Here is a 25,661-nt window from a genome sequence, read left to right as displayed (position 1 = left end):
TCAAGCAAAAAAGAAGGAGGAAAGGGGGGGCGGTTGTGGTTTGCGGGAGGGTTCCCCCCCCCCTTCCCCCCCGCCCCCCCCCCCCCCCCCCCCCCCCCCCCCCCCCCCCCCCCCCCCCCCACGGCGGCGGACCTGCGCGCGAGGGGCGCGTCCGGGACGAAGTAGGCTGAGCCCCATGCCCGAACGCCGTACCGTCGCCCTTGTCACTCTTGGCTGCGCCCGTAACGAGGTGGACTCGGAGGAGCTCGCAGGCCGCCTGGCAGCGGACGGCTGGGACCTCGTCGAGGACGCCGCCGATGCCGATGTCGCCGTCGTCAACACCTGCGGTTTCGTCGAAGCCGCCAAGAAGGACTCCGTCGACGCCCTGCTGGAAGCCAACGATCTGAAGGATCACGGCCGCACCCAGGCCGTCGTCGCCGTCGGCTGCATGGCCGAGCGCTACGGCAAGGAGCTGGCCGAGGCGCTGCCCGAGGCCGACGGTGTGCTCGGCTTCGACGACTACACCGACATCTCCGGCCGCCTCCAGACCATCCTCAGCGGCGGCAACGTCGAGGCGCACGCGCCGCGCGACCGCCGCGCGCTGCTGCCGATCAGCCCCGCCGAACGGCAGGGCGCCGGCGCCGTGGCGCTGCCCGGCCACGCGCAGGACACCCCGCCCGCCGATCTGCCCGAGGGCGTCGCACCGGCCTCCGGGCCCCGGGCGCCGCTGCGCCGCAGACTCGGCAGCAGCCCGGTGGCGTCGGTGAAGCTCGCCTCCGGGTGCGACCGGCGCTGTTCGTTCTGCGCCATCCCCTCGTTCCGCGGCTCGTTCATCTCGCGGCGCCCTTCCGACGTCCTCGGCGAGACCCGCTGGCTGGCGGAGCAGGGCGTGAAGGAGATCATGCTGGTCTCCGAGAACAACACCTCCTACGGCAAGGACCTCGGCGACATCCGGCTGCTGGAGACGCTGCTGCCGGAGCTGGCCGCCGTCGACGGCATCGAGCGGATCCGGGTCAGTTACCTCCAGCCCGCCGAGATGCGCCCCGGGCTGATCGACGTGCTGACCTCCACCGACAAGGTGGCGCCCTACTTCGACCTGTCCTTCCAGCACGCGGCGCCGGGGGTGCTGCGCCGGATGCGGCGCTTCGGTGACACCGACCGCTTCTGGGAGCTGCTGGAGCAGATCCGCGCCAAGGCGCCCGAGGCCGGTGCCCGCTCCAACTTCATCGTCGGCTTCCCCGGCGAGAGTGAGGACGACGTCGCCGAGCTGGAGCGCTTCCTGACCGGCGCCCGGCTGGACGCGATCGGCGTCTTCGGCTACTCCGACGAGGACGGCACCGAAGCCGCCTCGTACGCGGACAAGACCGACCCGGACGTGGTCGCCGAGCGGCTGGCGCGGGTGTCGCGGCTGGCCGAGGAGCTGACCGCGCAGCGGGCCGAGGAGCGGATCGGCGACACGGTCCGGGTGCTGGTCGACCGGATCGACGACGAGGACGGCGTGGTGGGCCGGGGCGCTCACCAGGCACCCGAGACCGACGGGGTCACGCTGCTGCGCGGTGCGGAGGGGCTGACGCCCGGCCGGATGGCCGAGGCGAAGGTCGTCGCGAGCGAGGGTGTGGATCTGGTCGCCGAGGTGTGCTCGGCCGAGGGCACCGAAGGGGCGGGCAGATGACGCCGCTGCCGGCCTCCGCCACCGGCGGGCCGCGCCCGGCTCAGGTCCGGCAGGCCGGGCTGTGGAACATCGCCAACGTCCTGACGATGCTGCGGCTGGTCCTGGTGCCGGCCTTCGTGCTGCTGCTGATGCACGGTGACGGGCGGGATCCGGCGTGGCGCTCGTTCGCCTGGGCCGCGTTCGCCGTCGCCATGATCACCGACGTCTTCGATGGGCATCTGGCCCGGTCGTACAACCTCGTCACCGACTTCGGGAAGATCGCCGACCCGATCGCCGACAAGGCGATCATGGGGGCGGCGCTGATCTGCCTGTCCGTCCTGGGCGATCTGCCGTGGTGGGTGACGGGCGTGATCCTCTTCCGGGAGCTGGGCATCACGCTCCTGCGGTTCTGGGTGATCAAGCACGGTGTCATTCCGGCCAGTCGTGGCGGCAAGATCAAGACATTGGCGCAGGGCACCGCGGCCGGGATGTACGTCCTGGTGCTCACCGGCCCGCTGGCCACGTTCCGCTGGTGGGTGATGGCGCTCGCCGTGGTGCTGACCGTCGTGACCGGACTGGACTACGTACGCCAGGCCGTCGTGCTGCGCCGGGCCGGGCTGGCCCGCGAGCGCGCCGAGCGGGACGCCGTACGGTGACCGGCCGAGCGGCGCGGGTGCTGGAGCTGCTCGCCGCGCGGGGGGAGACCCTCGCGGCGGCCGAGTCGCTCACCGGCGGTCTGGTCGCCGCCGGGCTGACCGCCGTGCCCGGTGCCTCGCGGGTGGTGCGGGGCGCGGTGACCGCGTACGCCACCGATGTCAAGCGTTCCGTCCTGGGTGTCGACGGGGAGCTGCTCGCCGCGCGGGGTGCGGTGGACGGCGAGGTGGCGCGGCAGATGGCCTGCGGGGTGCGGCGGCTGCTGGGCGCCGATTGGGGCGTCGCCACCACCGGCGTGGCCGGTCCGGATCCGCAGGACGGGCAGCCGGTGGGCACCGTTTTCGTCGCGGTCTGCGGCCCCGGGGAGGCGGTCGCGGTACGGCGGCTGGCCCTGGAGGGGGACCGCGAGGGGATCCGCCGGGACAGCGTCGGGGCCGTGATCGGGCTGCTGTTCGGCGAACTGACAGAAAATACGGGGGCACAGGATACGGAACAACACGGGGGGAAGGGATGTTTGCAGCCCTGAGTGAACACGTACTCGCGCCCGGCACGGCCACGGCAGGAGGCGGTACGGTGGGGCGAGAAGGATCCGGATCCGAGGTCCGAGGAGGGAGCCAGCGATGATTCTGCTTCGTCGCCTGCTGGGTGACGTGCTGCGCCGACAGCGTCAGCGCCAAGGCCGCACCCTGCGCGAGGTCTCTTCCTCCGCCCGGGTGTCGCTCGGCTATTTGTCCGAGGTCGAACGAGGACAGAAGGAAGCGTCGTCCGAACTGCTCTCGTCGATCTGTGACGCGCTGGATGTGCGCATGTCCGAGCTGATGCGTGAGGTCAGCGACGAGCTGGCGCTCGCCGAACTGGCACAGTCCGCGGCCGCGCCCGACCCGGTGCCCGCACCGGTACGGCCCACGTTCAACGCCATGTCCGTCGCCTCCCTGACAGGGGTGGCGGAGGACCGTGTGACGATCAAGCCACCGGCCGATGTCGTGGCCGGCGTCGCCGCCTGACGCACCACGCAGGCCATCTGCGGAGCCCCGCCCGGCACCAGCCGGGCGGGGCTCCGTCGATTCCGCCGGGGCGACCGGTGGCATCCGCACGGATCCGTGGGGCGGCGGGGACGGAGCCTGGTGCGGTGGCTCGACCACTCCCCGTCGGCCGATCGTTTATACGATGACCAGACCCGTACATTCCCGGACGTTTCGGGCCGCTGCCGGTGCCGGGCGTCCGTCCTCAGGAGGAGAGCTGGATGTCTGTGGTCACGAGCACGCTGGCCGACGCCGACCGCGCCGTCGTGGGGGAGGCGCTCCAAGGCGCCCTGGTCGATCTGGTGGATCTCTCCCTCGTCGCCAAGCAGCTGCACTGGAACGTTGTCGGCCCGCGGTTCCGTTCCGTCCATCTCCAACTCGACGAGGTGGTCGCCGTGGCGCGCACGCACGCGGACACGGTCGCGGAGCGGGCGTCCGCGGTGGGGGTGCCGCCGGACGGCCGGGCGGCGACGGTCGCGCGGAGCACCGGTATCGCGGAGATGCCGGAGGGATGGGTCGCCGACGAGGCCGCGGTCACCGCGCTGGTCACCGCGCTCGGCACGGTCATCGGGCGGATGCGGCAACGGATCGACGCGACCGGGACGCCGGACCCCGTTACCCAGGACCTGCTCATCGGCCTCACCGGTGACCTGGAGAAACACCACTGGATGTTCCAGGCCGAGGCCCGCTGACGGACGCCGGACGCCCGCCGCGCGGGCCGGTTCGCAGGGGTGCCGGCCGGGGACGGCGTACGGGCCGTGCGCGGGGTCCCGGCCCGTGGGCGGGTACGGCGGGGACGCGCGCCGGGGGAGCGCCGATGCGCCCTGTCCCGCCGTCGTGGGGCGCCACTAGCGTCGTACGGGGCAGGGGGCGAGGCCCGGACGGCGGCCGGCCGGAGGAGGCGGCGATGAGCGGACACGGAGCGGGGCGGCGCGCATCGGCCGGCCGGAGGGCCGGCGGCCGGCCGGGGGGTCCGCGGGGCGGTGCCAGGGGGCGGATCGTCCTCGCGGTGGTGGCCGGGGCGGTGTGGTGGTGGGCGGTGGCCCGGCTGGTGTGGTGGCCCGCCGCCTCGGGGCCGGTCGAATCGGCGGTGGCCGCGGGGGGCTGGGGACTGAGCCTGCTGCCGGTGCACTGCGTGCCCTGGGCGGGGCGGCGCGCGGCGCCCCGGCGGGGCGGCGGGAGGGGGCCGGGTGTGCTGCCACCCGGTGGTCTCCGCCGGGCGGGCGGGGACGCGGTGCGGAGCGTGCTGCGGTGGGCCCGGGAGGGGCGGATATCGGGCGGGTCGGGGGAACGGGGGTGACCTGGGGGGACGCTGGGGGGCTGGACCTGGATCTGGACGGGTGGAGGAGGCATGGGGCGTGGCCTGCGGCGGGGTGGAGGGGCTTGGGGCTGGCTCCGGATGGGGTGCGCCGGTGGGGCGGGTGGGCCGGGGCCGGTGCGGGGGAGGGCTGAGGGCGGGGCCGGAGGGGGGAGCTGGTCCGCCGTGGGGGCGTTTTGCCTGGTGGGGCAGTGGGGCGGGACGGGCTGGGGCTCGGTACGGATGGGTGGAGCCGGGAGCCGGGAGCCGGGAGAGGGACGGGGCGAGGTGCGGGTGGGCTGACGGGCCGGTGCGCGAGGAGGCGGGGCGCGTCGAGGTGCGGGCGTACGGGGGAGGAGGTGCGCCGGTGTGGGGGAGCGTCGGGGCATGGTGCCGGGCGCGGGCGCGGTAGAGGGCCGAGGGGTGCCGGGGCTGGAGTTCGAGGGCGGCAGGCGGGCCGAGGGGCGGGGGTCGGACCTGGGGTTCTGGTGGGCTGAGGGCGGGAGTCGGGACCAGGTCGGTGGTGGGGCGCTCGCCGGAGGGGCGCGGGCGCCGGACGGGTGCGGGGCGGTCGGCGGGCCGGGGCGGGAGTGGGGCCAAGAGGGGCCGGGCCCGGTGCGGGGCGTTTCGCCAGGAGGCGCCGAAGGCGGGACGTGCGCCGGGCGTGGGCGGTGCGGGCGTTCACCGGGCCTGGGAGCGGTGCGGGGCGTGCGCCGGGGCGGTGGGCCAGGTCAGGTGTCCGGGGTGGGCGCCGGGTGGGTCAGGTGTCCGGTGCGGGGCCCGGTTGGCAGGTCGGGCACCAGTAGGTCGTCCGGGCGTCGGGTGTCGGGCCGTGCGGTTGGTGGCGTACGGGGGTGCCGCAGCGGTGACAGGGGCGGTCGGCGCGGCTGTAGACCCACAGGCGGCGGTCGGGGCGGGCACCGGGGACGGTGCGCCGCTCGGGGCGGTCCTTGTTGGCTTCCAGCAGTTTCCGGGCCAGGGCCGGTGCGCGGGCGGGGTCGGGGAGCTGTCCGACCGGCAGCCAGGGGGAGGCGCCGAGGAGGAAGCACAGCTCGCACCGGTAGACGTTCCCGATACCGGCGAGATTGCGCTGGTCGAGCAGGGCGTCGCCGAGGGGGCGTTCCGGGGCGGCGAGCAGACGGCGCAGCGCCTCCTCCGGGTCCCAGCCGGGACCCAGCGGATCGGGCCCCAGATGGCCCAGGGCCCCTTCCTCGGAGGTGGTCCGCATCAGTTCCAGCACGGGTAGCCGGAACCCGACAGCGGTGCGCCGCGCCGTGCCGAGCACCGCCCGGATCTGGTGCGCGGGGCCGCCGCGCCACCGTTCCCCGGGCGCGTAGATCCGCCAGGCGCCGTCCATCCGCAGGTGGGAGTGGAGGGTCAGCCCGCCCTCGACGCGGGTGAGCAGGTGCTTGCCGCGCGGTACCACCTCCAGGACCGTCCGGCCGGACAGGTCGACCGTCGCGAGCCGCGGCACCCGTAGATCGCACCGGAGCAGTACGTCCCCGGCCAGCGCTTCGTGCAACTGCCGGGCGACCCGCCAGATCGTGTCGCCTTCGGGCATACGGCCATGATGCCGGGGCGGGGGCGTCGGGGCGGGGTGGCGCGGTGCGTGGGGTTGGTCGGCGAGGGCGGCGGGCTTTGCTGGGGCGGGGGTTTCCGTCGTGCGGGTGCAGGGGTGTGCCGGCCGGGTGGGTGCGGGGTTGCGGGGCGGGCACGCGAGGTGGGCCGTGTGGGCGGGCGGGGTTCGGCCGCGGGTGGTGGAGGAGCCCGGGGACGAGGGCGCGGGATGCGGTGTGGGGCGGGCACGCGAGGTGGTGTGCGGGCGGGTTCCGGCTGGGCGTGGCGGGTGGGGCCCGGCTGGGAGGGGGCGGGTGGGTGCGTGTGGCGGGCGGGGCTCGGGGCGGGCGTGAGGACGCACGAGGTCACCCGGGCGTACGAGGTGGGGGATGTCCGCCGTTGAGGTCGTCGCCCGGTGCCGCCTCCTGGACCGACGGGGCGGGGGCGGGGGCCGCTCCACCCCGGCGCCCCGTCCGTTCCGGCTCCGGGGCGTGGAGGGACAGGCCCCCGCCCCGCTCATGCCCGCAGGCGCAGGCCCCGGGGTGTGGGGTGGAAGCCCGCTTCCTCCAGGAGGGGGGCGAACGGGGAGGTCAGGGCGGATATGCCGTTGATGCGCTCGGTGGTGATCGTGCCCAGGGCGCCCGCGCGGGCGAGGGCGGTCAGCGCCTCGACCGCCTGCCGCAGCCGGGCGTCGGGCCGGGGCGCTTCCGTGCCGAGCGGCCAGAGCAGCAGGGTCTTGCCGCCGCGTTCCATGTAGAGCGTCAGCTCACCGTCGACCAGGACGACCAGGGAACCGGCCTTCCGGCCCGGCTTGTGGGTGCAGCCCGGGGGCGGCTCGGGCCACGGCAGCGCCGCGCCGTAGGCGTTCGCCGGATCGGCCGCCGCGAGTACCACCGCCCGCTGCGCGTCCTCGCCCTGCCCGGCACCGCCCGGACGGTCCGGGGCGAAGCCGTCCGCGCTCTCGCGCTCGCGGCGGTTGTGCACCGCGCGGAGCCGGTCGACCGCGCCGTCCATCGCGAACTGCGCGGCGCCCAGCCCCTCGACGACGTAACCCCGGCGGGCCTGCCCGCTCTCCTCGAACGCGGACAGTACGCGGTACGCCGCCGAGAAGCCGCCCTCGACGCCCTCCGCCGCGACCGCGCCACGGGTGACGATGCCGTGGCGGTCCAGGAGCGTGCGGGCCAGGGCGTGGGCGCGGTGCGTCGGATCGGGCTCCGGGGCGGGCAGCAGAGACCAGCGGCCTCCCGTGGTCGGCGGGCCGGAGCGGGACGCGGGCGGGCGGCCGGCGCGCATCGTCGAGGCGCCGTACCGGCCGCGGGGTACCGAGCGGCGGGCGCGGTGCGCGGTGGCACCGGCCGTGCGGCCCGAGCCCAGGAGTGCGCGCAGCGGTGCCAGGGTGTCGTTGGTGAGCCGGCCCGACCACGTCAGCTCCCAGAGGGCGTCGGCGAGTTGCGGATCGGTGACCTCGGGGTGGGTGGTGGCGCGGACCCGGTCGGCGAGCTGCCGGAAGAACAGGCCGTACCCGGGCGCGAGGGCGTCCAGGACGGAGGCGTGCAGCGCCGACACCTCCAGGGGCAGCGGCGGCGCCAGTGACAGTGGCGCGGTGTCGGCGAGATGGAGGGTGAGCCAGCCGTCCTTGCCGGGCAGCGCGCCCGCGCCCGCCCACACCACCTCGCCGGTGGCGGTGAGTTCGTCCAGCAGCGCGGGGGAGTAGTCCGCGACCCGGGACGGCAGGACGAGCTTCTCCAGCGCGGAGGCCGGCACCGGCGCGCCCTGCAACTGCTCGACCGCGCGCACCAGTCCGTCGATCCCGCGCAGCCCGGGGGCGGCGCCCTGCGGCGGCCGTGCGGTGCCCGGGGGACGGACCGCGCCGACCTGCTGCCACCGGGGCAGGAACGCGGCCAGCGCGGCGGGCGGCACCGGTTCCAGCTCCTCGCGCAGCGCCGCCAGCGAACGGCGCCGCAGCCGCCGCAGCACCTGGGCGTCGCACCACTCCTGGCCGGTGCCGTGGAGAGGGGCGGTGCCCTGTGTTTCCGGGGCGGGGTGGGCGCCGGGCGGGCGGAACTCGCCCTGCACCAGACGGCCGGACGCCGCCAGACGCTGCAGCGCGCCGTCGGTGACGGCCGGGCCCAGCCCGAAGCGGGCCGCCGCCTGCTCGGAGGTGAACGGGCCGTGGGTGCGGGCGTACCGGGACAGCAGATCGCCCAGCGGATCGGCCACCGGCTCGGTGAACGCCTCCGGGACACCGACCGGCAGCGCCGTGCCCAGGGCGTCGCGGAGCCGTCCGGCGTCCTCGATCGCGGCCCAGTGCGCGGTGCCCGCCAGCCGTACCGGGATGGCGCGGCGGGCCGTGGCCAGCTCCGCGGCCCACGCCGGATCGGCGCCCCGCTCGGCCAGCTCGGCGTCGGTCAGCGGTCCCAGCACCCGCAGCAGGTCGGCGACGCCCTCGGCGTCCTTGACCCGGCGGTCGTCGGTGCGCCACTGCAACTCCCGCTCCAGCTCCGCCAGTACCTCCGGGTCGAGCAGTTCCCGCAGCTCCGCGCGGCCCAGCAGCTCCCCCAGGAGCCGGGAGTCCAGCGACAGCGCGGCGGCACGGCGCTCGGCGAGCGGGGAGTCGCCCTCGTAGAGGAACTGCGCGACGTAGCCGAAGAGGAGGGAGCGGGCGAACGGGGACGGCTCGGGGGTGGTGACCTCGACCAGGCGGACCCGGCGGGCCTCGATGTCGCCCATCAGCTCCGTCAGCCCGGGGACGTCGAACACGTCCTGGAGGCATTCGCGGACCGCCTCCAGGACGATCGGGAACGAACCGAACTCGCTCGCCACCTGGAGGAGTTGCGCCGCGCGCTGGCGCTGCTGCCACAGCGGGGTGCGCCGGCCGGGGCTGCGCCGCGGCAGCAGCAGGGCGCGCGCCGCGCACTCCCGGAAACGGGAGGCGAACAGCGCCGAGCCGCCCACCTGGTCGGTGACCAGCTGATCGACGTCACCGGGGTCGAGGACGACATCGGCGGCGCCGACCGGCGACTGCTCCGGGTCGAACTCCGCGCCCGCCGGGGGGCCCGCACCGCCGTCCGGCCCGTCGAGGAGGTCCAGGCCCAGCAGGTCCGCGTCGGGCAGCCGCAGCACGATGCCGTCGTCGGCGTGCATCACCTGGGCGTCCAGACCGTGGCGCTCGGCGAGCCGCGCGCCGAGGGCGAGCGCCCACGGGGCGTGCACCTGCGCGCCGAAGGGGGAGTGCACCACGATGCGCCAGTCGCCCAGCTCGTCGCGGAACCGCTCGACGACGACGGTGCGGTCGTCCGGCACATGGCCGCACGCCTGGCGCTGTTCGGCGAGGTAGCCCAGGACGTTGTCGCAGGCCCAGTCGTCGAGACCGGCGGCGGCGAGCCGGGCCCGCGCGTCCTCGGGCGCCAGCGCCCCGATCTCGCGGAGGAACGCGCCGAGCGCCCGGCCCAGCTCCAGGGGGCGGCCCAGCTGGTCGCCCTTCCAGAAGGGCAGCCGGCCCGGCACCCCGGGGGCGGGGGTGACCAGGACGCGGTCGCGGGTGATGTCCTCGATGCGCCAGGAGGTCGTGCCGAGGGTGAAGACGTCACCGACGCGGGACTCGTAGACCATCTCCTCGTCCAGCTCGCCGACCCGGCGGCCACCGCCCTTGCCGTCGCCACCGGCCAGGAAGACGCCGAACAGGCCGCGGTCGGGGATGGTGCCGCCGGAGGTGACGGCGAGCCGCTGGGCCCCGGGGCGGCCGGAGACCGTCTGCGCGACGCGGTCCCACACCACGCGCGGCCGCAGCTCGGCGAAGGCGTCGGACGGGTAGCGCCCGGCGAGCATGTCCAGGACGGAGGTGAACGCCGACTCAGGGAGGGAGGCGAACGGCGCCGCCCGGCGCACCAGGGTCAGCAGCTCGCCGACGTCCCAGGTGTCGAGCGCGGTCATCGCCACCAGCTGCTGCGCCAGGACGTCCAGCGGGTTGGCGGGCACCCGCAGTGCCTCGATGGCGCCCGTCCGCATCCGCTCGGTGACCACCGCCGCCTGCACCAGGTCACCGCGGTACTTCGGGAAGACGATGCCCTTCGACACCGCGCCCACCTGGTGTCCGGCGCGGCCCACCCGCTGGAGACCGGACGCCACCGACGGCGGCGACTCCACCTGGATCACCAGGTCGACCGCGCCCATGTCGATGCCCAGCTCCAGGCTGGAGGTGGCGACGACGGCCGGCAGCCGGCCCGCTTTGAGGTCCTCCTCCACCAGGGCCCGCTGCTCCTTGGAGACCGAGCCGTGGTGGGCGCGGGCCAGCACCGGTGGCGCGCCCCTGGCGGCGCCGGACTCGGCCATCAGCTCGGCCGGGGAGTGGTCCTCCGGCAGCGGTTCGCCGGTGGCCCGCTCGTGGGCGATCTCGTTGAGGCGGTTGCAGAGCCGCTCCGCCAGGCGGCGGGAGTTGGCGAAGACGATGGTGGAGCGGTGGGCCTGCACGAGGTCGGCGATGCGCTCCTCGACCTGCGGCCAGATCGACGGCTTCTCGCCCGCCTCGCCCTCCCGGGCGGGCGCGCCGCCCAGCTCGCCCATGTCCTCCACAGGGACGACCACCGACAGGTCGAACCGCTTCCCGGAGGGCGGCTGGACGATCTCCACCCGGCGCCGCGGCGACAGGTAGCGGGCCACCTCCTCCACCGGGCGGACCGTCGCCGACAGTCCGATACGGCGGGCCGGGCGCGGCAGCAGCGCGTCCAGCCGCTCCAGGGACAGTGCCAGGTGCGCGCCGCGCTTCGTCCCGGCGACGGCGTGCACCTCGTCGAGGATCACCGTCTCGACGCCCTCCAGCGCCTCCCGCGCCGACGACGTGAGCATGAGGAACAGGGACTCGGGGGTGGTGATCAGGATGTCGGGCGGGCGGGTGGCGAGCGCGCGGCGCTCGGCGGGCGGGGTGTCGCCGGAGCGGATGCCGACGGTGAGGTCCGGCTCGGGCAGCCCGAGCCGGACGGACTCCTGCCGGATGCCGGTCAGCGGGCTGCGCAGATTCCGCTCGACGTCGACCGCGAGGGCCTTCAGCGGCGAGACGTACAGCACCCGGCAGCGCTTCTTGGGCTGGGCCGGGGGCGGGGTGCTCGCGAGTGCGTCCAGCGAGGCGAGGAAGGCGGCCAGCGTCTTGCCGGAGCCCGTCGGCGCGACCACCAGGACGTCCGAGCCCTCGCGCAGCGCGCTCCAGGCGCCTTCCTGCGCCGCCGTCGGCGCGTGGAAGGCGCCGGTGAACCAGCCGCGGGTGGCGGCGGAGAAGGAGTCGAGCGCTGTCCCGTCCATGCCCCCCATCCTGCACCGCACCACTGACAACGCCGCCGGAACGCGGCGTCCGTGCAGGTCGGCGCGGGTGCGGCGGCCCGGCCGCAGCCGCGGGGAGCGGCCGTGCGCCGACTCCGCGTCCCGGCCCCGGCCGCTCCCCGCTCAGGCGGGCGTCCGCCCGTACGCCCGCAGCGTCAGCAGGGCCCGCAGCGTGGCGGCCGGGCGGTTCTCCGCCGCCGAGACCGGTGCCCGGACGTCCCCGTCGGCGGGCCAGCCGCCGTCCGCGCGCTGGAGCGCGGCGAGGTGGTCCAGCGACCGCGCCAGCTCGGCGTCGGTGAACCAGCCGCGGGCCAGCGAGCCGGGCGTGGCCGCGTAGTCGTACGCGAAGTGGTGCTCCCCGGGGGCGTACCCCGGGGCGACCGGCGTGTGCGGGGCCCGCGCCGGATCGAGGACGACCAGGCCCCGGCCCCGTACCAGGGCGCCCAGACGGTGCGCGGCGGCCGCGGCGCGGGGGCGGTCCGGGACGCCGTCCAGGAAGGCGAGCGCCGCCCGGACCTCGTAGGGGTGGGTGTCGGTCAGGGATTCCACGGCGGCCCAGCAGTACTCCGTGGCCCGGAACAGCCACGCGTGCCAGGCGTCGTTGCGGTGCAGCACGCCCACCACGGGCCCGGTGGCCAGCAGGGAACTGCGCGGTTCACCGGTGGCCGGCAGCCACGGGACGGCCGGGTACCCGTGCGCCACCGGGTGCAGCGCGGGCAGCGCCCCGTCCCGGGTCGAGATCCGCGTCAGATAGCGGCAGACGTGCTCGATGTGGCGGCTGCCGCACCGCCCGATGCCGTCCAGCACCCCCAGGGCGTACGCGGTGTGCAGCGGCTGGCTGGCCGGACCGCGCAGCTGCGGCGCCAGCGCGTGGCCGTAGCCGCCGTCATCGTTGCGGTACGCGGCGAGGGCCGTCTCCACCGGGCCGTCACCGCCGTCGCGGAAGTGGAACGCGAAGAGCCGCTGTTCCAGCACCCGGGCGGTGAACCACATGAAGCGCTCGGCACGGGCCAGCGGGGACGGCGACGGGCTGGTGTTCTCGGCCATGCCCCGCACCGTAGGGCCGGATCGCGCCCCGGCGCACCGCCCCGGGGCCCGTGCCCTCCCAGGGCGGGACCTCCGGGGCGCCGCATTGACGGCGGCGGGCCCCGGCGGGAAGGGCATACGCTGCGGAGAGCCACGGTGCGCTGCCGGCCGCGGACCGGCGGACGGAGGGCCGGGCCAGGAGGAGACGGGATTCATGAGGCTGACGGATTTCTGGCAGCGGATGGCGGACCACTTCGGACCGGCGTACGCCGACTCGTTCGCCCGCGACCACGTGATGTCCGGCCTCGGGGGCCGCACCGTGCACGAGGCGCTGGACGCCGGCTGGAGCGCCAAGGAGGTGTGGCGGGTGGTCTGCGCCACGATGGACGTCCCGCAGGAACGGCGCTGACCGGCGCGCACGGGGCCCGCGCCCGGGGCGGGGCCGGCCCGCGCGCCCCGGGGCGGGTGGCCCGCCGCCGAACACCGGGCGACGGCCGGGATTGTCGTACGGGTGCGCGACACTGGGCCGGTGCCCGCGAATGAAGACACGCTCACCGACGACCGACGACCTCCCCAGCCGCCGGACGCGCGGATGCCGCGCTGGCTGCCGCGCGCCATGGTGCTGGCCCTCGCGCTGGTGGCCTGTTTCCAGCTCGCCAGCTGGGGGTTCCACCAGCTGATCAGCCTGCTGCTGAACATCCTGATCGCCTTCTTCCTCGCGCTGGCCGTCGAGCCCGCGGTGGACTGGATGGCGGCGCGCGGCGTCCGGCGCGGGCTGGCCACCGGCGCGGTCTTCCTCGGCATCCTCGTCGCCGCGGCGGGTTTCTTCGCCCTTCTCGGATCGATGGTCGCGGGCCAGATCGCGACCATGGTCGAGGAGTTCCCGCAGTACCTGGACTCCGTCATCAGCTGGTCGAACAGCACCTTCCACACCCACCTGTCCCGGCTGGAGGTGCAGAACAACCTCCTCAACTCCGACTGGCTCCAGAAGTACGTCCAGGACAGCGCCAACAACGTCCTCGCCGTCTCCGCGACGGTGCTGGGCAGCCTGTTCAACCTCCTGACGGTGGCGCTGTTCTCGTTCTACTTCGCGGCCGACGGGCCCCGGCTGCGCCGTGCGCTGTGCTCCGTGCTGCCGCCGCACCGCCAGGCGGAGGTGTTGCGCGCCTGGGAGATCGCGGTCGCCAAGACGGGCGGCTACCTCTACTCCCGCGGTCTGATGGCCCTGATCTCCGGGATCGCCCACTACGTCCTGCTGGAGATCCTCGGGGTGCCCTACGCACCGGCGCTGGGCGTCTGGGTCGGCCTGGTCTCACAGTTCATCCCGACCATCGGCACCTACCTCGCGGGCGCCCTGCCCGTCCTGATCGCCTTCACCGTGGACCCCTGGTACGCCCTGTGGGTCTTCGCGTTCGTCGTGGTCTACCAGCAGTTCGAGAACTATCTGCTGCAGCCCCGGATCACCGCGCGCACGGTGGACATCCACCCCGCCGTCGCCTTCGGCTCCGTCATCGCGGGCACGGCACTGCTGGGCGCCGTCGGCGCGCTGATCGCGATCCCCGCGACGGCCACCCTCCAGGCGTTCTTGAGCGCGTACGTCAAGCGGTACGAGGTGACCGACCCGAGGGTCCACGGCGGCCACCGCTCCCGCCGCACCGCGCGGGCGCTGGCCCGGGTCCGCCAGGGGCTGCACCGCGACGCACCCGGGGGGTCCGGGGCACCGGGGGACGGTGCCCCGGAGGGGAAGGAGCCGCCGGGGGACGCCCGGGGGCGCTGACACTCACTCCTCCAGCGCCGCCGCGATGCGGTCGAGGTCGGTCAGGAGCGCCGCGGCGCGCCGGGGCGGGACGGCGTCGGCCATGCGCTGCTCCACGGCGCGGACGGCGGTCCGGACCTCGGCCAGCCGCGCCCGGCCCTCCTCGGTGAGGCGGGCGGGCCGGGCCCGCCCGTGATCCGCCGCGGCGGGGCGGGTGATCAGCCCGGACTCCTGGAGCCCCCGCAGGACGACGTTCCCGGACTGCCGGGTGACGAAGGTCGCGCGAGCGAGCTCGGCGTTGGACATCCCGGGATGCTGCGCCAGCAGTTCGAGCGTGGAGTACTGCGGCACGGTCAACCCGTGTTCGCGCAGCGCCCTGTCCATGGCGCCACGCAGCGCCGCCTGGGCGCGTTTGAGCAGGTAGCCCAAGTGGTGGGTGACATCGTCCGCGGGCGTGGACGGTTCCGGCGACACGCTCTCCTTCATGTCAGTATTTTGACATGCCTCTTCCGTCGCCCCTAATCTCCCTCATGTCAAAGTCCTGACATTGAAATCCTGCGACAAAGCGAGGGAATCCCATGTCTGTTGCCGTCGACGGTCCCGTCTTCGCCGCCCTCCAGGTCCGTGACGTGGAGGGCGCCGCGGCCTTCTGCGAGCGGCACCTGGGGATGCGCCGGGCCGCGGTCTCGCCGCCCCACGGGGTGGTCTTCGACACCGCGCCGATCCCGTTCGCCGTCCGCGAGCTGTTCCCGGACACCGATCTCTCCGACGCCGCCCGCCCCGGCCTCGGGGTGGTCCTCTGGTTCCGGACCCCCGACGCCCGGCAGCTCCACGACCGGCTCGTCGCCGACGGCGTCAAGATCCTCACCCCCCTCGCCGACAGCCCCTTCGGCCCGATGTTCTCCTTCGAGGGCCCGGAGGGGTACCGGCTCACGGCGCACAGCGGGTGAGGGGGGTGCGAGGCGGCGTTCCGGCCCGGTGGCCGGAGCGCCGCATCCGTCCGGTCATGTCGCGAGGCGGCGGACGGGCCGCGGGGTCCGCTTGACAGTAAAATCGAACATCCATTCTCATGAGGATCCGACCTGTACGCCGGAGCGGGAGTTCCGGGGCTTCCCCGCCGAGTTGTCCACAGGCCGGAGCCGGGTCCGGGCGCATTGTCAGTGGCAGGCGTTAGCGTCGTGGACGTGAAGCGATCGACTCAAGCAAATCGGGTGGAACCCATGGCAGGCACTGACCGCGAGAAGGCGCTCGACGCCGCGCTCGCACAGATTGAACGGCAATTCGGCAAGGGCGCCGTGATGCGCATGGGGGAGCGGCCGAACGAACCCATCGAGGTCATCCCCACCGGGTCGACCGCGCTCGACGTGGCGCTGGGTGTCGGCGGCATCCCCCGCGGTCGCGTCGTGGAGGTCTACGGACCGGAGTCCTCCGGTAAGACGACCCTGACCCTGCACGCGGTGGCCAATGCCCAGAAGGCCGGCGGCTCCGTGGCGTTCATCGACGCCGAGCACGCGCTCGACCCGGAGTACGCCAAGAAGCTCGGCGTGGACACGGACGCCCTGATCCTGTCCCAGCCGGACAACGGTGAGCAGGCCCTGGAGATCACGGACATGCTGGTCCGCTCCGGCGCTCTCGACCTCATCGTCATCGACTCCGTCGCGGCCCTGGTGCCGAAGGCGGAGATCGAGGGCGAGATGGGCGACTCCCACGTCGGCCTCCAGGCCCGGCTGATGAGCCAGGCGCTGCGCAAGATCACCAGCGCGCTCAACCAGTCCAAGACCACCGCGATCTTCATCAACCAGCTCCGCGAGAAGATCGGCGTGATGTTCGGCTCGCCGGAGACCACGACCGGTGGCCGTGCCCTGAAGTTCTACGCCTCGGTGCGTATCGACATCCGCCGTATCGAGACCCTCAAGGACGGCACGGAGGCGGTCGGCAACCGCACCCGCTGCAAGGTGGTCAAGAACAAGGTCGCCCCGCCCTTCAAGCAGGCCGAGTTCGACATCCTCTACGGCCAGGGCATCAGCCGCGAGGGCGGCCTGATCGACATGGGTGTGGAGCACGGCTTCATCCGCAAGTCGGGCGCCTGGTACACGTACGAGGGCGATCAGCTCGGCCAGGGCAAGGAGAACGCCCGCAACTTCCTCAAGGACAACCCCGACCTCGCCAACGAGGTCGAGAAGAAGATCAAGGAGAAGCTGGGCATCGGCGTCAAGCCGCAGGACCCGGCGGCGGAGCCCGGTCCGGACGCCGCGGGCCCGGCCGAGCCCGCCAAGACGGTCCCGGCGCCCGCGGCCAAGAGCACCAAGGGTGCCAAGGCCACCGCGGCCAAGAGCTAGTCCGGCATGACGCGGCGAACGGAATGGCCCGAGGGTGGCCACGCCATGGGCGGCGTGGAGCACCGTGAGGGCCACGGCGGCCGTGACGACAGCGGGGACCCCTCCTCGTCGAGGGCCGGGCAGGGGTCTTCGCGTACGCCCGAGGAGCAGGCGCGGGCGATATGCCTGCGCCTGCTCACCGGGTCACCGCGCACCCGCAGCCAGCTCGCGGAGGCCCTGCGCAAGCGGGGCATCCCGGAGGAGGCGGCCGAGGAGGCGCTCTCCCGCTTCGTGGAGGTCGGACTCATCGACGACACGGCGTTCGCCGACGCGTGGGTGGAGTCCCGCCACCACGGGCGGGGCCTGGCCCGGCGGGCACTCGCCCGGGAACTGCGGACCAAGGGCGTCGAGTCCGACGTCATCGACCGGGCGGTCGGCCGCCTCGACCCCGAGCAGGAGGAGGCCACCGCCCGGGAGCTGGTCGAGCGCAAGCTCCGCTCCACCAGAGGGCTGGAGCGCGACAAGCGGCTGCGGCGCCTCGCCGGGATGCTGGCCCGCAAGGGCTACTCCGAGGGCCTTGCCCTGCGGGTGGTCCGCCAGGCACTGGAGGAGGAAGGCGAGGACCCCGAGCTGCTGGAGCACTGGGAGCGGGGATAGCGCTCCGGGGCCCGGCGCCCGCCGCGGCTCGTCACGCCCCGCCCGCCACCGGTGCGGGAAGGGGCGAGCCGGGAGCGCCGAGCACACCGGAGCCACCCGGGCCGGTCGTCCCGCCGTACCCGGGCTCTCCGGGGGTGCGGTGCGGCCGGGGCAGGCATCGCCGGGCGAGGCCGGTGCCCCGAGCGCCGGTCTCCCCCGTCACGCTCCGCCCGCCGTGACGCGGCACGACCGGCCGAAGCGCCGTCGAATGACCTGACGTCGCTCCGTACCGGTCACCCCGGAACATCCGGCCTTCCAGCGGTGCGGCACGGCCGGCCGGGACGTTCCGGCACGCCGACGCCGACGCCGACGCCGACGCCGACGCCGACGCCGACGCCGACGCCGACGCCGACGCCGACGCCGACGCCGACGCCGACGTGCTCCCCTACCGGCCGCCCCGCCGCCTCGGCCTTCCGGTGGCGTGGCATCCCCGGATCGTGGTGGGCCGGGCACCGCCGAGCGCGCTGACGCCGCTGCCCGGCCCACCACGATCGCGGCATACCTCGGCAGCCTGGGCACGTCTCGGCGCGGACCGGGGCGCGCCCACGTTCCCGCGAGCCCGACCGCCCCCGTACCGGTCAGCCGGAGGCGGGGCCCGTGCCGGGGACGACGGGGAGGCCGGCCGCGCGCCAGGCCTGGAAGCCGCCGGTCAGGTCGGTGGCGCGGTGCAGTCCCAACTGCTGGAGGGAGACGGCGGCGAGGCTCGACGCGTACCCCTCGTTGCAGATGACGACGGTGTGCAGATCGTGTCCGGTCGCCTCGGGAGCGCGGTGGGCGCCCGTGGGGTCGAGGCGCCACTCCAGCTCGTTGCGTTCCACGATCAGCGCGCCGGGGATGGTGCCGTCGCGTTCGCGCAGCGCCGCGTAGCGGATGTCGACGAGCAGGCCGCCCGCCCGCTGCACCGCCGCGGCCTGGGCCGGCTCCAACCGGTCCAGCTGGGTCCGGGCCTGCTCCAGCAGTGTGTCGATGGCGCTCAACTGCCCACCTCCGCCTCTCCGTCGGCTGTGTTCGCCGGGCGCCACGGGGCGCCCGGGAGGGTGTCCGGCACCGCGGCCGGTCCGGAGCTCATGCCCAGTCCGCCGGGCGCTCGACCTCTTCGAGGCGGAGCAGCGGGCCGGTGCGGCTGTAGCGGCGCATCAGGGGGAGCGGCGGATGGTAGGCGTGCACCGAGACCGCGTGGGCGCCCGGGGAGGCGTTGTACACCTGATGGACGTGGTGCGCGCCGAACGCCCGGCCCCGGCCGCCGGTCAGGACACGGGTGCGGTCGACGCCGTCGGCCAGTTCCAGGGTCCGCCAGCCCTCGGTGGGCAGCTGCACGGTGAGGGAATCCTCCGTCAGCGCCCCGGCGGCCGCGGCGAAGGCGCCGCGTGAGCCGCCGTGGTCGTGCCAGCCGGTGCCGGTGCCCGGCGGCCAGCCGATCAGCCATGCCTCGCTGCCGTCCGGACCGTCCAGCCGGAGCCAGGTGCGGCCCTCGGGATCGAGGGGGAGGGAGGCGACGAGCGCTTCGTCCGCGGCGGTGCGGCGGACGAAGGCGAGGAGTTCCGCGGCGCTCGGACCGCCCGTGGGCGGGGCGGTCCGAGGGCGGAGCGGGGTGGGGAGAGCGGGCACGGGACACCGTCCTGGAAGATCGCGAAGAGACGCGCTCACCGCGGCCGGACGGCCGCCGAGCGCGCGGGGAAGAACTGCGGATCAGCAGGACGGACGACAGGTGCAGCCCGCGTAGCGGAGCAGGTCGAGATGGACCCTCCGCCAAAAACGCGCGCCGTGCTCAGTCACCGTCGGAGTGAAACACGGGCGTTCCCGCAGGGTCAACCGCGGATTCCGCGCCCGCGGAACCTTCGGTCGCACCGCCGGAGGCCGTGGTGGCGCCCTCGTCCGGCGGCCGGTGCGCCGTCCCGCCGAAGGCCCCGCCGCGTACCGCCTCCGCGCAGGCGTACAGCTCGTCCGGGCGGACGCCGGACATCGCGGTGACCAGATGGCCGTCCGGGCGCACCAGCAGCACGGTGTGCGCGGCCGCCCCCGGGTACTCCTCGGCGACCAGCACCTCCGCGGTGAGCGGCAGTCCCTCGGCGGCGCCGGTCAGCCGGGGCATCAGCCCGGCGGACCGCCAGTGCCGCGGCTCCCACACGCCCGTACCGGGTGCGACGAGTACCAGCAGCAGCCCCTGGCCCAGCCGTTCGCGCAGCGGCAGCACCGTGCCGTCGGCGGTCGTCACCGGGACATCGGCGACCGGCGCGCCCGGGAGGGTGCCGACCGGTGCCGGCGCGGTGTGCGCAGGGGCCGGGGCGAGCGGCGACCGGGCGTGGACCGGAGGGGCGCCCAGCGGCCCGCGCCCCAGATGACCGTCGGTCAGCAGCGCGGAGCCACCGCGCGCGGCGCCCGGCAGGGCGCGCCGCACCCGGCCCGCACCGCCGTCGCGCAGCAGCGGAAGTGCCTGGTCGGCGGCGCGCAGCCGGGCGGCGACCGCCCCGCGCCGTTCGGCCTGGTAGCTGTCCAGCAGCGTCTCGGACGCCCCGTCGTGCCAGGCGAGCGCCAGTTTCCAGGCAAGGTTCTCGGCGTCCCGCAGTCCCTCGTCGAGGCCCTGCGTCCCGAGCGCGCCCAGCAGATGGGCCGCGTCACCGGCGAGGAAGGCCCGCCCGTGCCGCCAGCGCCGCGCCAGCCGGTGGTGGACGGTGTGCACACCGGTGTCGAGCAGTTCGTACGGCGGCACCGGGCGCTCCTGGCCGCGGCCGCGGGGCGGCTCGGGGGGCGCGGCGTCACCGGCGGCCAGGGCCGGTTCGGCGGCCCAGCCGGCCAGCGAGTCGCGGATCCTGGCCACCAGCGCGTCCGGGGTGACCAGGTCGCGGCCGGGCGGCAGCAGCCAGTCCAGCCGCCACACCCCGTCCGGCAGCGGCCGGGCGCAGACCTCCGTACCGCCGTGCCGCCCGGGGGCGCGGTGCAGCAGCGCCTCACCGGGCCAGGGCAGCTCCGCGCGGATCGCGGCCACCGCGTGCCGTTCGACGGAGGTGCGGCCGGGGAAGCGGATCTCCAGCAGTTTGCGGACGGTGGAGCGCGGGCCGTCGCAGCCGATCAGGAAGCTCCCGCGCCACCAGGTGCCGCCGGGGCCGCGGGTGTGGGCGCTGACGCCGCCGGCGTCCTGCTCCATCTCCACCAGGCGGCTGCCGCTGACGATCCGGGCCAGTTCCTCGCCCTCCAGCGCGGTGCGGAGCGCACCGGTCAGCGCGTGCTGGGGGAGGTGGACGGGCGAGGCGGGCGCGTCGCCGGCCTCCGGTGTCCACGGGCCGCCGGGGCCGAACTCCACCCGCTCCATCAGCCGCCGGCGGCGCACCGTGCGCCACGCCGTCCAGCGGGTGCCGGCCGAGGCCAGGGCGCCGCCGCTCAGCCGGGCCACGTACCCCGCGGTGTCCTCGCGCAGTACGGCGGTGCGGGCCGGGCGGGCGGGCTCCGGGCCGGTGGTGTCGTCGAGGACGACGGAGGGGACGCCGAGGCGGGCGAGGGAGAGGGAGAGGGCGAGGCCGACCGGGCCCGCCCCCACGACGATCACCGGGTCCACGAGGTGGCTCCCCGGCCCCGGAGGGGCGAAGCGGCGGTACGGGAACGGGCAGTTGGCGCCGGGTGCGTGATCACACAGCGTATGCAACCCACTGCGGCCGTCCGCGTCAAGTGACGGAGGGCGGCACCGGCCCCGGCACCGCCCCCGCGTCCCGTCCGCGCCGCCGCCCGCCGGCCGGTCACGGTGTCGCGGCGGTGTCCTTCCCGGCGGCGTCGGCCGGGTCGCCCGCGGGCGCCGCGGTGGCCGGTGCGCCGCCCCGCTTCGTCCGGCGGCCACGCCGCTCGATCCAGGTGGCCAGACCGGACAGCGCCAGGCACATCGCGACGTAGATGACGCCGGTGACGATGATGACCGGGACATAGGTGTCCGAGCCGCCCACGATGATGTTGGTGCTCATCTGGCGGGCGGTGTAGAGGAGTTCCTCGAACGTGATGATGTAGCCGAGGGAGGTGTCCTTCAGCGTCACCACCAGCTGGCTGATGATCGTCGGCAGCATGGCCCGCACCGCCTGCGGGATCAGCACCGTCGTCATGACCTGCGTCTTGCGCATGCCCAGCGCGTACGCCGCCTCGCTCTGGCCGCGCGGTACCGCCACGATGCCGGCGCGCAGCACCTCGGCCTGGACCGAGCCGTTGTACGCGGTCAGCCCCACCACCAGCGCCCAGAACTGCGGTCCGTTGCCGGACAGGCCGAGCGCGTCGCGGTTGGCGAGGAGGATCACCCACAGCACGTAGATGGTGATCAGCAGCGGGATCGCGCGGAACAGTTCGACGAAACCGGTCGCCAGCCACCGCACCGGCTTGTGGTCGGAGAGCCGCGCCACCGCCAGCAGCACGCCCAGCGCCAGCGAGAGGACCGCGGCGACGGCGAAGACGCCCAGGGTGGTCAGCACACCGTCACGCAGACTGGTCCGCACGTCGGCGTAGTTGAAGATGTTCCACATCTCGGGCTTGAACTGGCCCTTGGCGGCCAGCCGTGCGATGACGAAGCCGATCAGGGCCACCACCGCCACCGAACCGACGATGCTGTACAGGCGGTTGCGCGCCTTCGTCCTCGGGCCCGGTGCGTCGTAGAGAACGCTGGCGCCGCTCATGCCGATACCTCGCTTCGATCCGCCCCGCCTGCGCGCGGCACCCACGTCGTACTGATCCGCCGTCCGGCCCCGCTCACCGGGCCACCCCCATCCGCCGCTCCAGCAGCCGGAAGAGGCCGCTGATCGAGAAGGTGAGGACGAGGTAGGCCAGGGCGATCCACAGGAAGATCCAGCCGATGGCGAAGCCCCGGTCGCTCAGCAGCTTCGAGACGTTGAAGAGTTCGGTGACGCTGAAGGCGCCCGCGATGGCGGAGTTCTTCGTCAGCGCGATGAAGATGGAGCTGAGCGGCGGCAGCACCGTCCGGGTGGCCTGCGGCAGCACGATCATCCGCAGCGTCTGGGAGAACGTCATGCCCAGCGAACGGGCCGCCTCCGCCTGCCCGATCGGCACCGTCGAGATGCCCGAGCGCACCGCCTCGCACACGAACGACGAGGTGTAGAAGCCCAGTGCCAGCGTGGCCAGCAGGAACGGGCTGGTGCCGGGGAAGAGGATCTGCGGCACGACGAAGAAGGCGACGAGGAAGAGCAGGGTGAGCGGGGTGTTCCGCAACACCGTGACCCAGGCCGTTCCGAACGCGCGCAGCGGCGGGATCGGGGAGACCCGGAAGCCGGCTATGAGGAGGCCGAGCACCAGTGCCAGCAGCGCGCTGGCCGCGGTGATCGCCAGGGTCCCGAGGAAGCCGTCACGGAACTCGGGAAGATGATCGAGGAGTACGTTCATGGGGTCTCCGCGGTTGCGGTCGGGTCGGCGGCGGAAAAGGGGCGGGGCCCGCGCGGCGGACGGCAGCGCGCCCCGCACACCCGGCGCGGCGGGCGTACGGGGCGCAGCCCTGGGAATGCGGGGGCGGGCGCGTCCGTCCGCCCTCGGAAGGGGCACGGACGCGGCCGCCGCCGAAAGCGGGGCGCGAGGGCGTCAGCCTCGCGGAAGCGGCAGCTCAGGGGCGGTGTCGCCGGTGAACGCCGAACCGGACTTGCCCAGCGTGCCCTCGTACGCCTTCTTGTAGTCGCCGTTCTTGATGTGCTTCTCCAGCGCGTCGGTGATCGCGTCGCGCAGCGCCTTGTCGCCCTTCTTCAGGCCGACGCCGTAGGGCTCCTTGGTGAAGGGCTTCTCGACGACCCGCAGCTTGTCCTTGCGCTGCGCGGCGTAGCCCTTGAGGATCGCGTCGTCGGTGGTGACGGCGGCGACCTGGCCGTCGAGCAGCGACTTCACGCAGTCCGAGTACTTCGACAGCTCGATGGTCTCGGCGCCGTACTTCGGCTTCTTGATCTCCTCCAGCGGCGTGGAGCCGACGATGGAGCAGACCTTCTTGCCGCGCAGCGACGTCGGGCCGGTGATCGACTTGTCGTCCCGGGCCACCAGCAGGTCGGCGCCCGCGGTGTAGTACGGCCCCGCGAAGTCGACCTGCTTCTTGCGCTCCTCGTTGATGGTGTACGTACCGACGTAGAAGTCGACCTGTCCCTTGGAGATGGTGGTCTCACGGACGTTGGAGTCGATCGTCTTGAAGGTGATCTCCTTGTCGGAGAACCCGAGGTCGGCGGCGACCATCTTGGCGATCTCGATGTCGAAGCCGGAGTACGTGCCGGAGGTGTCCTTGAAGCCGAGGAAGGGCTGGTCGGCCTTGACACCGATGGTGATCCGGTGCGCCTTCTGGGCCTTCTGCAGCACCGCGGAGTCGACCTTGACGCCGGACGCCGGCTTGTAGGTGCCGCTGTAGACATCGCCGCCGGCCGGCTTGTCGCCCGCCGGGCCCGACTCGCCGCCGCACGCGGTCGCCGTCGCCGCCAGCGCGAGCACCGCGGCGCACGCGGTGGCCGTCTTACGCATCCTCATGGTGAAAGTCCTTTGTCTGCAACGGGTGTGGACGGTCATCGTGGCCCGGCCGCGGGCTCAGTGGTGCAGGATCTTCGAGAGGAAGTCCTTGGCGCGGTCGCTGCGCGGGTTGTTGAAGAACTGGTTCGGCTCCGCCTCCTCGACGATGCGGCCGTCCGCCATGAAGACCACGCGGTTGGCGGCGGAGCGGGCGAAGCCCATCTCGTGGGTGACCACGACCATCGTCATACCGTCCCGGGCGAGCTGCTGCATGACCTCAAGGACCTCGTTGATCATCTCCGGGTCCAGCGCCGACGTCGGCTCGTCGAACAGCATCACCTTGGGGTCCATGGCCAGGGCGCGGGCGATGGCCACACGCTGCTGCTGACCGCCCGACAACTGCGCGGGGTACTTGTCCGCCTGCGTGCCGACGCCGACCCGGTCGAGCAGGCCGCGCGCCTTCTTCTCGGCGGCCGCCTTGTCCGTGCGGCGGACCTTGGTCTGGCCCAGGACCACGTTCTCCAGCACCGTCTTGTGCGCGAAGAGGTTGAAGGACTGGAAGACCATGCCGACATCGGCACGGAGCCTGGCCAGTTCCCGGCCCTCCTGCGGCAGCGGTTTGCCGTCGATGCTGATGGCCCCGCTGTCGATCGTCTCCAGACGGTTGATGGTGCGGCACAGTGTCGATTTGCCGGACCCGGACGGTCCGATCACCACGACGACCTCACCGCGGTGGATCGTCAGATCGATGTCCTGGAGCACGTGCAACGCGCCGAAGTGCTTGTTGACGTTGTCCAGCACGACCAACTGGTCCCCGGCCGGTGCGGGGGCCTCGGTGCTCCCGGTCCCCGATACTTCGCTCATCGGCGTGTAGCTCCGTCCTCCTCGGTTGCCGAGACATTAGGACGGCCCGCGACCTGCGTCATTACATCTGAGGGGAACTTGAGCATCACGATCCGGCCGCGACGGCCGGAAGTCACCGCCCCGGTACGGAGGACGTCTTCACGCCACCGGGCCCGCACGGTGCGCCGGTGCGCCCCTTCCGCACTCCGGCGCCGCCGGGCGTACCGGCTGCGTAACGGATGGCGCCCGGGGCGCGGCCGCCCCTTGACGGGCACGCCGTTCATCGCCGTAGATGCCCTGTGGTTCCCGCACACGTCACCCGCAGACCGTCACCGAGGAGGAGGCCGGGCCGATGAGACTGCTGCTCGTCGAGGACGACGACCATGTCGCCGCGGCCCTGTCCGCGGTGCTCGCGCGGCACGGGTTCACCGTCGTGCACGCCCGCAGCGGCGAGGAGGCGCTCCAGGCGCTCCTGCCCGACCACGACGAACCGTTCGCGGTGGTCCTGCTCGACCTCGGCCTGCCCGACCAGGACGGATTCGAGGTCTGCGGCCGGATCCGGCGGATCCGCGCGGTGCCCGTCATCATGGTCACCGCACGCGCCGACGTCCGCTCCCGCATCCACGGGCTGAACCTCGGCGCCGACGACTACGTGGTCAAGCCGTACGACACCGGTGAACTCCTCGCCCGTATCCACGCCGTCAGCCGCCGCGGGGTGTCCGGGCCCGCCGAGCCGCGCGCCGAGGAGAGCGGTCCGGACGACGCGCTGCGGCTGGGCGCCGTCACCGTCGAACTGCCCACCCGCCAGGTCTCGGTGGACGGCACCGCCGTCCCGCTGACCCGTAAGGAGTTCGACCTCCTCGCGCTCCTCGCCCAGCGGCCCGGGGTGGTCTTCCGGCGGGAGCAGATCATCAGCGAGGTGTGGCGTACCAGCTGGGAGGGGACCGGCCGGACCCTGGAGGTGCACATCGCCTCGCTCCGCGCCAAGCTGCGGATGCCCGCGCTCATCGAGACGGTCCGCGGCGTCGGCTACCGCCTCGTCGCCCCCGCCACGCCGGTGCGGCCGCCCGCCGCCCCGGCCGGCTGAGGCCCG

Annotated in this window: 23 protein-coding genes; 11 read left to right on the top strand and 12 right to left on the bottom strand. The window is 74.3% G+C overall.

The window, feature by feature from the left end; genetic code table 11:
• Nucleotides 1-175 precede the first annotated feature (175 nt).
• The 5 genes from rimO (at nt 176) to ACZ4M8_RS28935 (ending at nt 3,998) form a co-directional block, all read left to right on the top strand.
• Complete coding sequence (gene rimO / locus ACZ4M8_RS28955) at nt 176-1,651, top strand: 30S ribosomal protein S12 methylthiotransferase RimO (protein WP_467612655.1); 1,476 nt, start codon at nt 176-178, stop codon at nt 1,649-1,651.
• The gene (gene pgsA, locus ACZ4M8_RS28950) at nt 1,648-2,286 is read left to right on the top strand and encodes a CDP-diacylglycerol--glycerol-3-phosphate 3-phosphatidyltransferase (RefSeq protein WP_467612652.1); all 639 of its coding nucleotides are present in this window, start codon (nt 1,648-1,650) and stop codon (nt 2,284-2,286) included. Before rimO ends, pgsA begins: the two co-directional genes overlap by 4 nt.
• On the top strand, nt 2,283-2,810 hold the full coding sequence (locus tag ACZ4M8_RS28945) for a CinA family protein (RefSeq protein WP_467612649.1): 528 nt from the start codon (nt 2,283-2,285) through the stop codon (nt 2,808-2,810). The genes pgsA and ACZ4M8_RS28945 overlap by 4 nt, the downstream gene beginning before the upstream one ends.
• Nucleotides 2,811-2,904: 94 nt before the next feature.
• Nucleotides 2,905-3,288: a helix-turn-helix domain-containing protein gene (locus ACZ4M8_RS28940; RefSeq protein ID WP_399084943.1), complete on the top strand. Its 384-nt coding sequence runs from the start codon at nt 2,905-2,907 to the stop codon at nt 3,286-3,288.
• Nucleotides 3,289-3,527: 239 nt separating this feature from the next.
• Nucleotides 3,528-3,998, top strand: a complete 471-nt coding sequence (locus tag ACZ4M8_RS28935; RefSeq protein WP_467612646.1) for a Dps family protein — start codon at nt 3,528-3,530, stop codon at nt 3,996-3,998.
• Nucleotides 3,999-5,363: 1,365 nt separating this feature from the next.
• On the opposite strand, the gene ACZ4M8_RS28930 is transcribed toward ACZ4M8_RS28935, so the two are convergent.
• From ACZ4M8_RS28930 to ACZ4M8_RS28920, 3 genes are all read right to left on the bottom strand, one after another.
• Nucleotides 5,364-6,164: an Fpg/Nei family DNA glycosylase gene (locus tag ACZ4M8_RS28930; RefSeq protein WP_467612643.1), complete on the bottom strand. Its 801-nt coding sequence runs from the start codon at nt 6,162-6,164 to the stop codon at nt 5,364-5,366.
• Nucleotides 6,165-6,676: 512 nt separating this feature from the next.
• Complete coding sequence (locus ACZ4M8_RS28925; RefSeq protein ID WP_467612640.1) at nt 6,677-11,455, bottom strand: DEAD/DEAH box helicase; 4,779 nt, start codon at nt 11,453-11,455, stop codon at nt 6,677-6,679.
• Between the two features lie 141 nt (nt 11,456-11,596).
• Entirely contained in the window at nt 11,597-12,520 is a 924-nt protein-coding gene (locus tag ACZ4M8_RS28920; RefSeq protein WP_467612637.1) for a hypothetical protein, read from the bottom strand.
• 193 nt (nt 12,521-12,713) lie between these two features.
• On the opposite strand from ACZ4M8_RS28920, the gene ACZ4M8_RS28915 reads away from it, so the two are divergent.
• A complete protein-coding gene (locus ACZ4M8_RS28915) occupies nt 12,714-12,908 on the top strand; it encodes a DUF3046 domain-containing protein (RefSeq protein WP_399084925.1) in 195 nt (64 codons plus the stop codon).
• Between the two features lie 183 nt (nt 12,909-13,091).
• Entirely contained in the window at nt 13,092-14,276 is a 1,185-nt protein-coding gene (locus ACZ4M8_RS28910; protein ID WP_467612704.1) for an AI-2E family transporter, read from the top strand.
• A gap of 3 nt (nt 14,277-14,279) precedes the next feature.
• Here the strand turns inward: ACZ4M8_RS28910 and ACZ4M8_RS28905 are convergent, their stop codons facing one another.
• Nucleotides 14,280-14,741, bottom strand: a complete 462-nt coding sequence (locus ACZ4M8_RS28905; protein ID WP_467612634.1) for a MarR family winged helix-turn-helix transcriptional regulator — start codon at nt 14,739-14,741, stop codon at nt 14,280-14,282.
• Nucleotides 14,742-14,833: 92 nt separating this feature from the next.
• Between ACZ4M8_RS28905 and ACZ4M8_RS28900 the strand changes: the two genes are divergently transcribed.
• The 3 genes from ACZ4M8_RS28900 (at nt 14,834) to recX (ending at nt 17,230) form a co-directional block, all read left to right on the top strand.
• A complete protein-coding gene (locus ACZ4M8_RS28900) occupies nt 14,834-15,205 on the top strand; it encodes a VOC family protein (protein WP_467612631.1) in 372 nt (123 codons plus the stop codon).
• 270 nt (nt 15,206-15,475) lie between these two features.
• Nucleotides 15,476-16,594, top strand: coding sequence for a recombinase RecA (recA, locus tag ACZ4M8_RS28895; RefSeq protein WP_467612628.1), 1,119 nt, complete (start codon nt 15,476-15,478; stop codon nt 16,592-16,594).
• A gap of 6 nt (nt 16,595-16,600) precedes the next feature.
• Nucleotides 16,601-17,230, top strand: a complete 630-nt coding sequence (gene recX / locus ACZ4M8_RS28890) for a recombination regulator RecX (RefSeq protein WP_467612626.1) — start codon at nt 16,601-16,603, stop codon at nt 17,228-17,230.
• A gap of 272 nt (nt 17,231-17,502) precedes the next feature.
• Here recX and ACZ4M8_RS28885 read toward each other — a convergent pair whose 3' ends face one another.
• The 8 genes from ACZ4M8_RS28885 to ACZ4M8_RS28850 form a co-directional block, all read right to left on the bottom strand.
• Nucleotides 17,503-17,697 (bottom strand): hypothetical protein, encoded by a 195-nt coding sequence (locus ACZ4M8_RS28885; RefSeq protein WP_467612624.1) that lies wholly within the window; start codon nt 17,695-17,697, stop codon nt 17,503-17,505.
• A 150-nt stretch (nt 17,698-17,847) separates the two neighbouring features.
• Nucleotides 17,848-18,246: a rhodanese-like domain-containing protein gene (locus tag ACZ4M8_RS28880; protein ID WP_467612621.1), complete on the bottom strand. Its 399-nt coding sequence runs from the start codon at nt 18,244-18,246 to the stop codon at nt 17,848-17,850.
• An 88-nt stretch (nt 18,247-18,334) separates the two neighbouring features.
• Nucleotides 18,335-18,877 (bottom strand): cupin domain-containing protein, encoded by a 543-nt coding sequence (locus tag ACZ4M8_RS28875; RefSeq protein WP_467612618.1) that lies wholly within the window; start codon nt 18,875-18,877, stop codon nt 18,335-18,337.
• A gap of 160 nt (nt 18,878-19,037) precedes the next feature.
• Entirely contained in the window at nt 19,038-20,822 is a 1,785-nt protein-coding gene (locus ACZ4M8_RS28870) for an FAD-dependent monooxygenase (protein ID WP_467612615.1), read from the bottom strand.
• A 178-nt stretch (nt 20,823-21,000) separates the two neighbouring features.
• Nucleotides 21,001-21,915: an amino acid ABC transporter permease gene (locus tag ACZ4M8_RS28865; RefSeq protein WP_467612612.1), complete on the bottom strand. Its 915-nt coding sequence runs from the start codon at nt 21,913-21,915 to the stop codon at nt 21,001-21,003.
• 73 nt (nt 21,916-21,988) lie between these two features.
• Nucleotides 21,989-22,636, bottom strand: coding sequence for an amino acid ABC transporter permease (locus tag ACZ4M8_RS28860; protein ID WP_467612609.1), 648 nt, complete (start codon nt 22,634-22,636; stop codon nt 21,989-21,991).
• A 192-nt stretch (nt 22,637-22,828) separates the two neighbouring features.
• On the bottom strand, nt 22,829-23,746 hold the full coding sequence (locus ACZ4M8_RS28855; RefSeq protein ID WP_467612606.1) for a glutamate ABC transporter substrate-binding protein: 918 nt from the start codon (nt 23,744-23,746) through the stop codon (nt 22,829-22,831).
• Nucleotides 23,747-23,803: 57 nt separating this feature from the next.
• On the bottom strand, nt 23,804-24,589 hold the full coding sequence (locus ACZ4M8_RS28850) for an amino acid ABC transporter ATP-binding protein (RefSeq protein WP_467612604.1): 786 nt from the start codon (nt 24,587-24,589) through the stop codon (nt 23,804-23,806).
• Nucleotides 24,590-24,920: 331 nt separating this feature from the next.
• On the opposite strand from ACZ4M8_RS28850, the gene ACZ4M8_RS28845 reads away from it, so the two are divergent.
• The gene (locus ACZ4M8_RS28845) at nt 24,921-25,655 is read left to right on the top strand and encodes a response regulator transcription factor (protein ID WP_467612602.1); all 735 of its coding nucleotides are present in this window, start codon (nt 24,921-24,923) and stop codon (nt 25,653-25,655) included.
• Nucleotides 25,656-25,661 lie beyond the last annotated feature (6 nt).

Source organism: Streptomyces sp. NPDC027185 (assembly GCF_055567035.1).
This window is presented reverse-complemented; position numbering and strand designations above follow the sequence as displayed.

Bases quoted from the DNA above. Each gene is read 5' to 3' on its own strand.
- recX (WP_467612626.1), top strand. From the start codon at position 16,601: ATGACGCGGCGAACGGAATGGCCCGAGGGTGGCCACGCCATGGGCGGC.
- ACZ4M8_RS28920 (WP_467612637.1), bottom strand. From the start codon at position 12,520: ATGGCCGAGAACACCAGCCCGTCGCCGTCCCCGCTGGCCCGTGCCGAG.
- ACZ4M8_RS28915 (WP_399084925.1), top strand. From the start codon at position 12,714: ATGAGGCTGACGGATTTCTGGCAGCGGATGGCGGACCACTTCGGACCG.
- rimO (WP_467612655.1), top strand. From the start codon at position 176: ATGCCCGAACGCCGTACCGTCGCCCTTGTCACTCTTGGCTGCGCCCGT.
- ACZ4M8_RS28940 (WP_399084943.1), top strand. From the start codon at position 2,905: ATGATTCTGCTTCGTCGCCTGCTGGGTGACGTGCTGCGCCGACAGCGT.
- recA (WP_467612628.1), top strand. From the start codon at position 15,476: ATGGCAGGCACTGACCGCGAGAAGGCGCTCGACGCCGCGCTCGCACAG.
- ACZ4M8_RS28910 (WP_467612704.1), top strand. From the start codon at position 13,092: ATGCCGCGCTGGCTGCCGCGCGCCATGGTGCTGGCCCTCGCGCTGGTG.
- ACZ4M8_RS28860 (WP_467612609.1), bottom strand. From the start codon at position 22,636: ATGAACGTACTCCTCGATCATCTTCCCGAGTTCCGTGACGGCTTCCTC.
- ACZ4M8_RS28935 (WP_467612646.1), top strand. From the start codon at position 3,528: ATGTCTGTGGTCACGAGCACGCTGGCCGACGCCGACCGCGCCGTCGTG.
- ACZ4M8_RS28905 (WP_467612634.1), bottom strand. From the start codon at position 14,741: ATGAAGGAGAGCGTGTCGCCGGAACCGTCCACGCCCGCGGACGATGTC.
- ACZ4M8_RS28930 (WP_467612643.1), bottom strand. From the start codon at position 6,164: ATGCCCGAAGGCGACACGATCTGGCGGGTCGCCCGGCAGTTGCACGAA.
- ACZ4M8_RS28855 (WP_467612606.1), bottom strand. From the start codon at position 23,746: ATGAGGATGCGTAAGACGGCCACCGCGTGCGCCGCGGTGCTCGCGCTG.
- ACZ4M8_RS28845 (WP_467612602.1), top strand. From the start codon at position 24,921: ATGAGACTGCTGCTCGTCGAGGACGACGACCATGTCGCCGCGGCCCTG.
- pgsA (WP_467612652.1), top strand. From the start codon at position 1,648: ATGACGCCGCTGCCGGCCTCCGCCACCGGCGGGCCGCGCCCGGCTCAG.
- ACZ4M8_RS28900 (WP_467612631.1), top strand. From the start codon at position 14,834: ATGTCTGTTGCCGTCGACGGTCCCGTCTTCGCCGCCCTCCAGGTCCGT.
- ACZ4M8_RS28925 (WP_467612640.1), bottom strand. From the start codon at position 11,455: ATGGACGGGACAGCGCTCGACTCCTTCTCCGCCGCCACCCGCGGCTGG.
- ACZ4M8_RS28885 (WP_467612624.1), bottom strand. From the start codon at position 17,697: ATGCCACGCCACCGGAAGGCCGAGGCGGCGGGGCGGCCGGTAGGGGAG.
- ACZ4M8_RS28850 (WP_467612604.1), bottom strand. From the start codon at position 24,589: ATGAGCGAAGTATCGGGGACCGGGAGCACCGAGGCCCCCGCACCGGCC.
- ACZ4M8_RS28865 (WP_467612612.1), bottom strand. From the start codon at position 21,915: ATGAGCGGCGCCAGCGTTCTCTACGACGCACCGGGCCCGAGGACGAAG.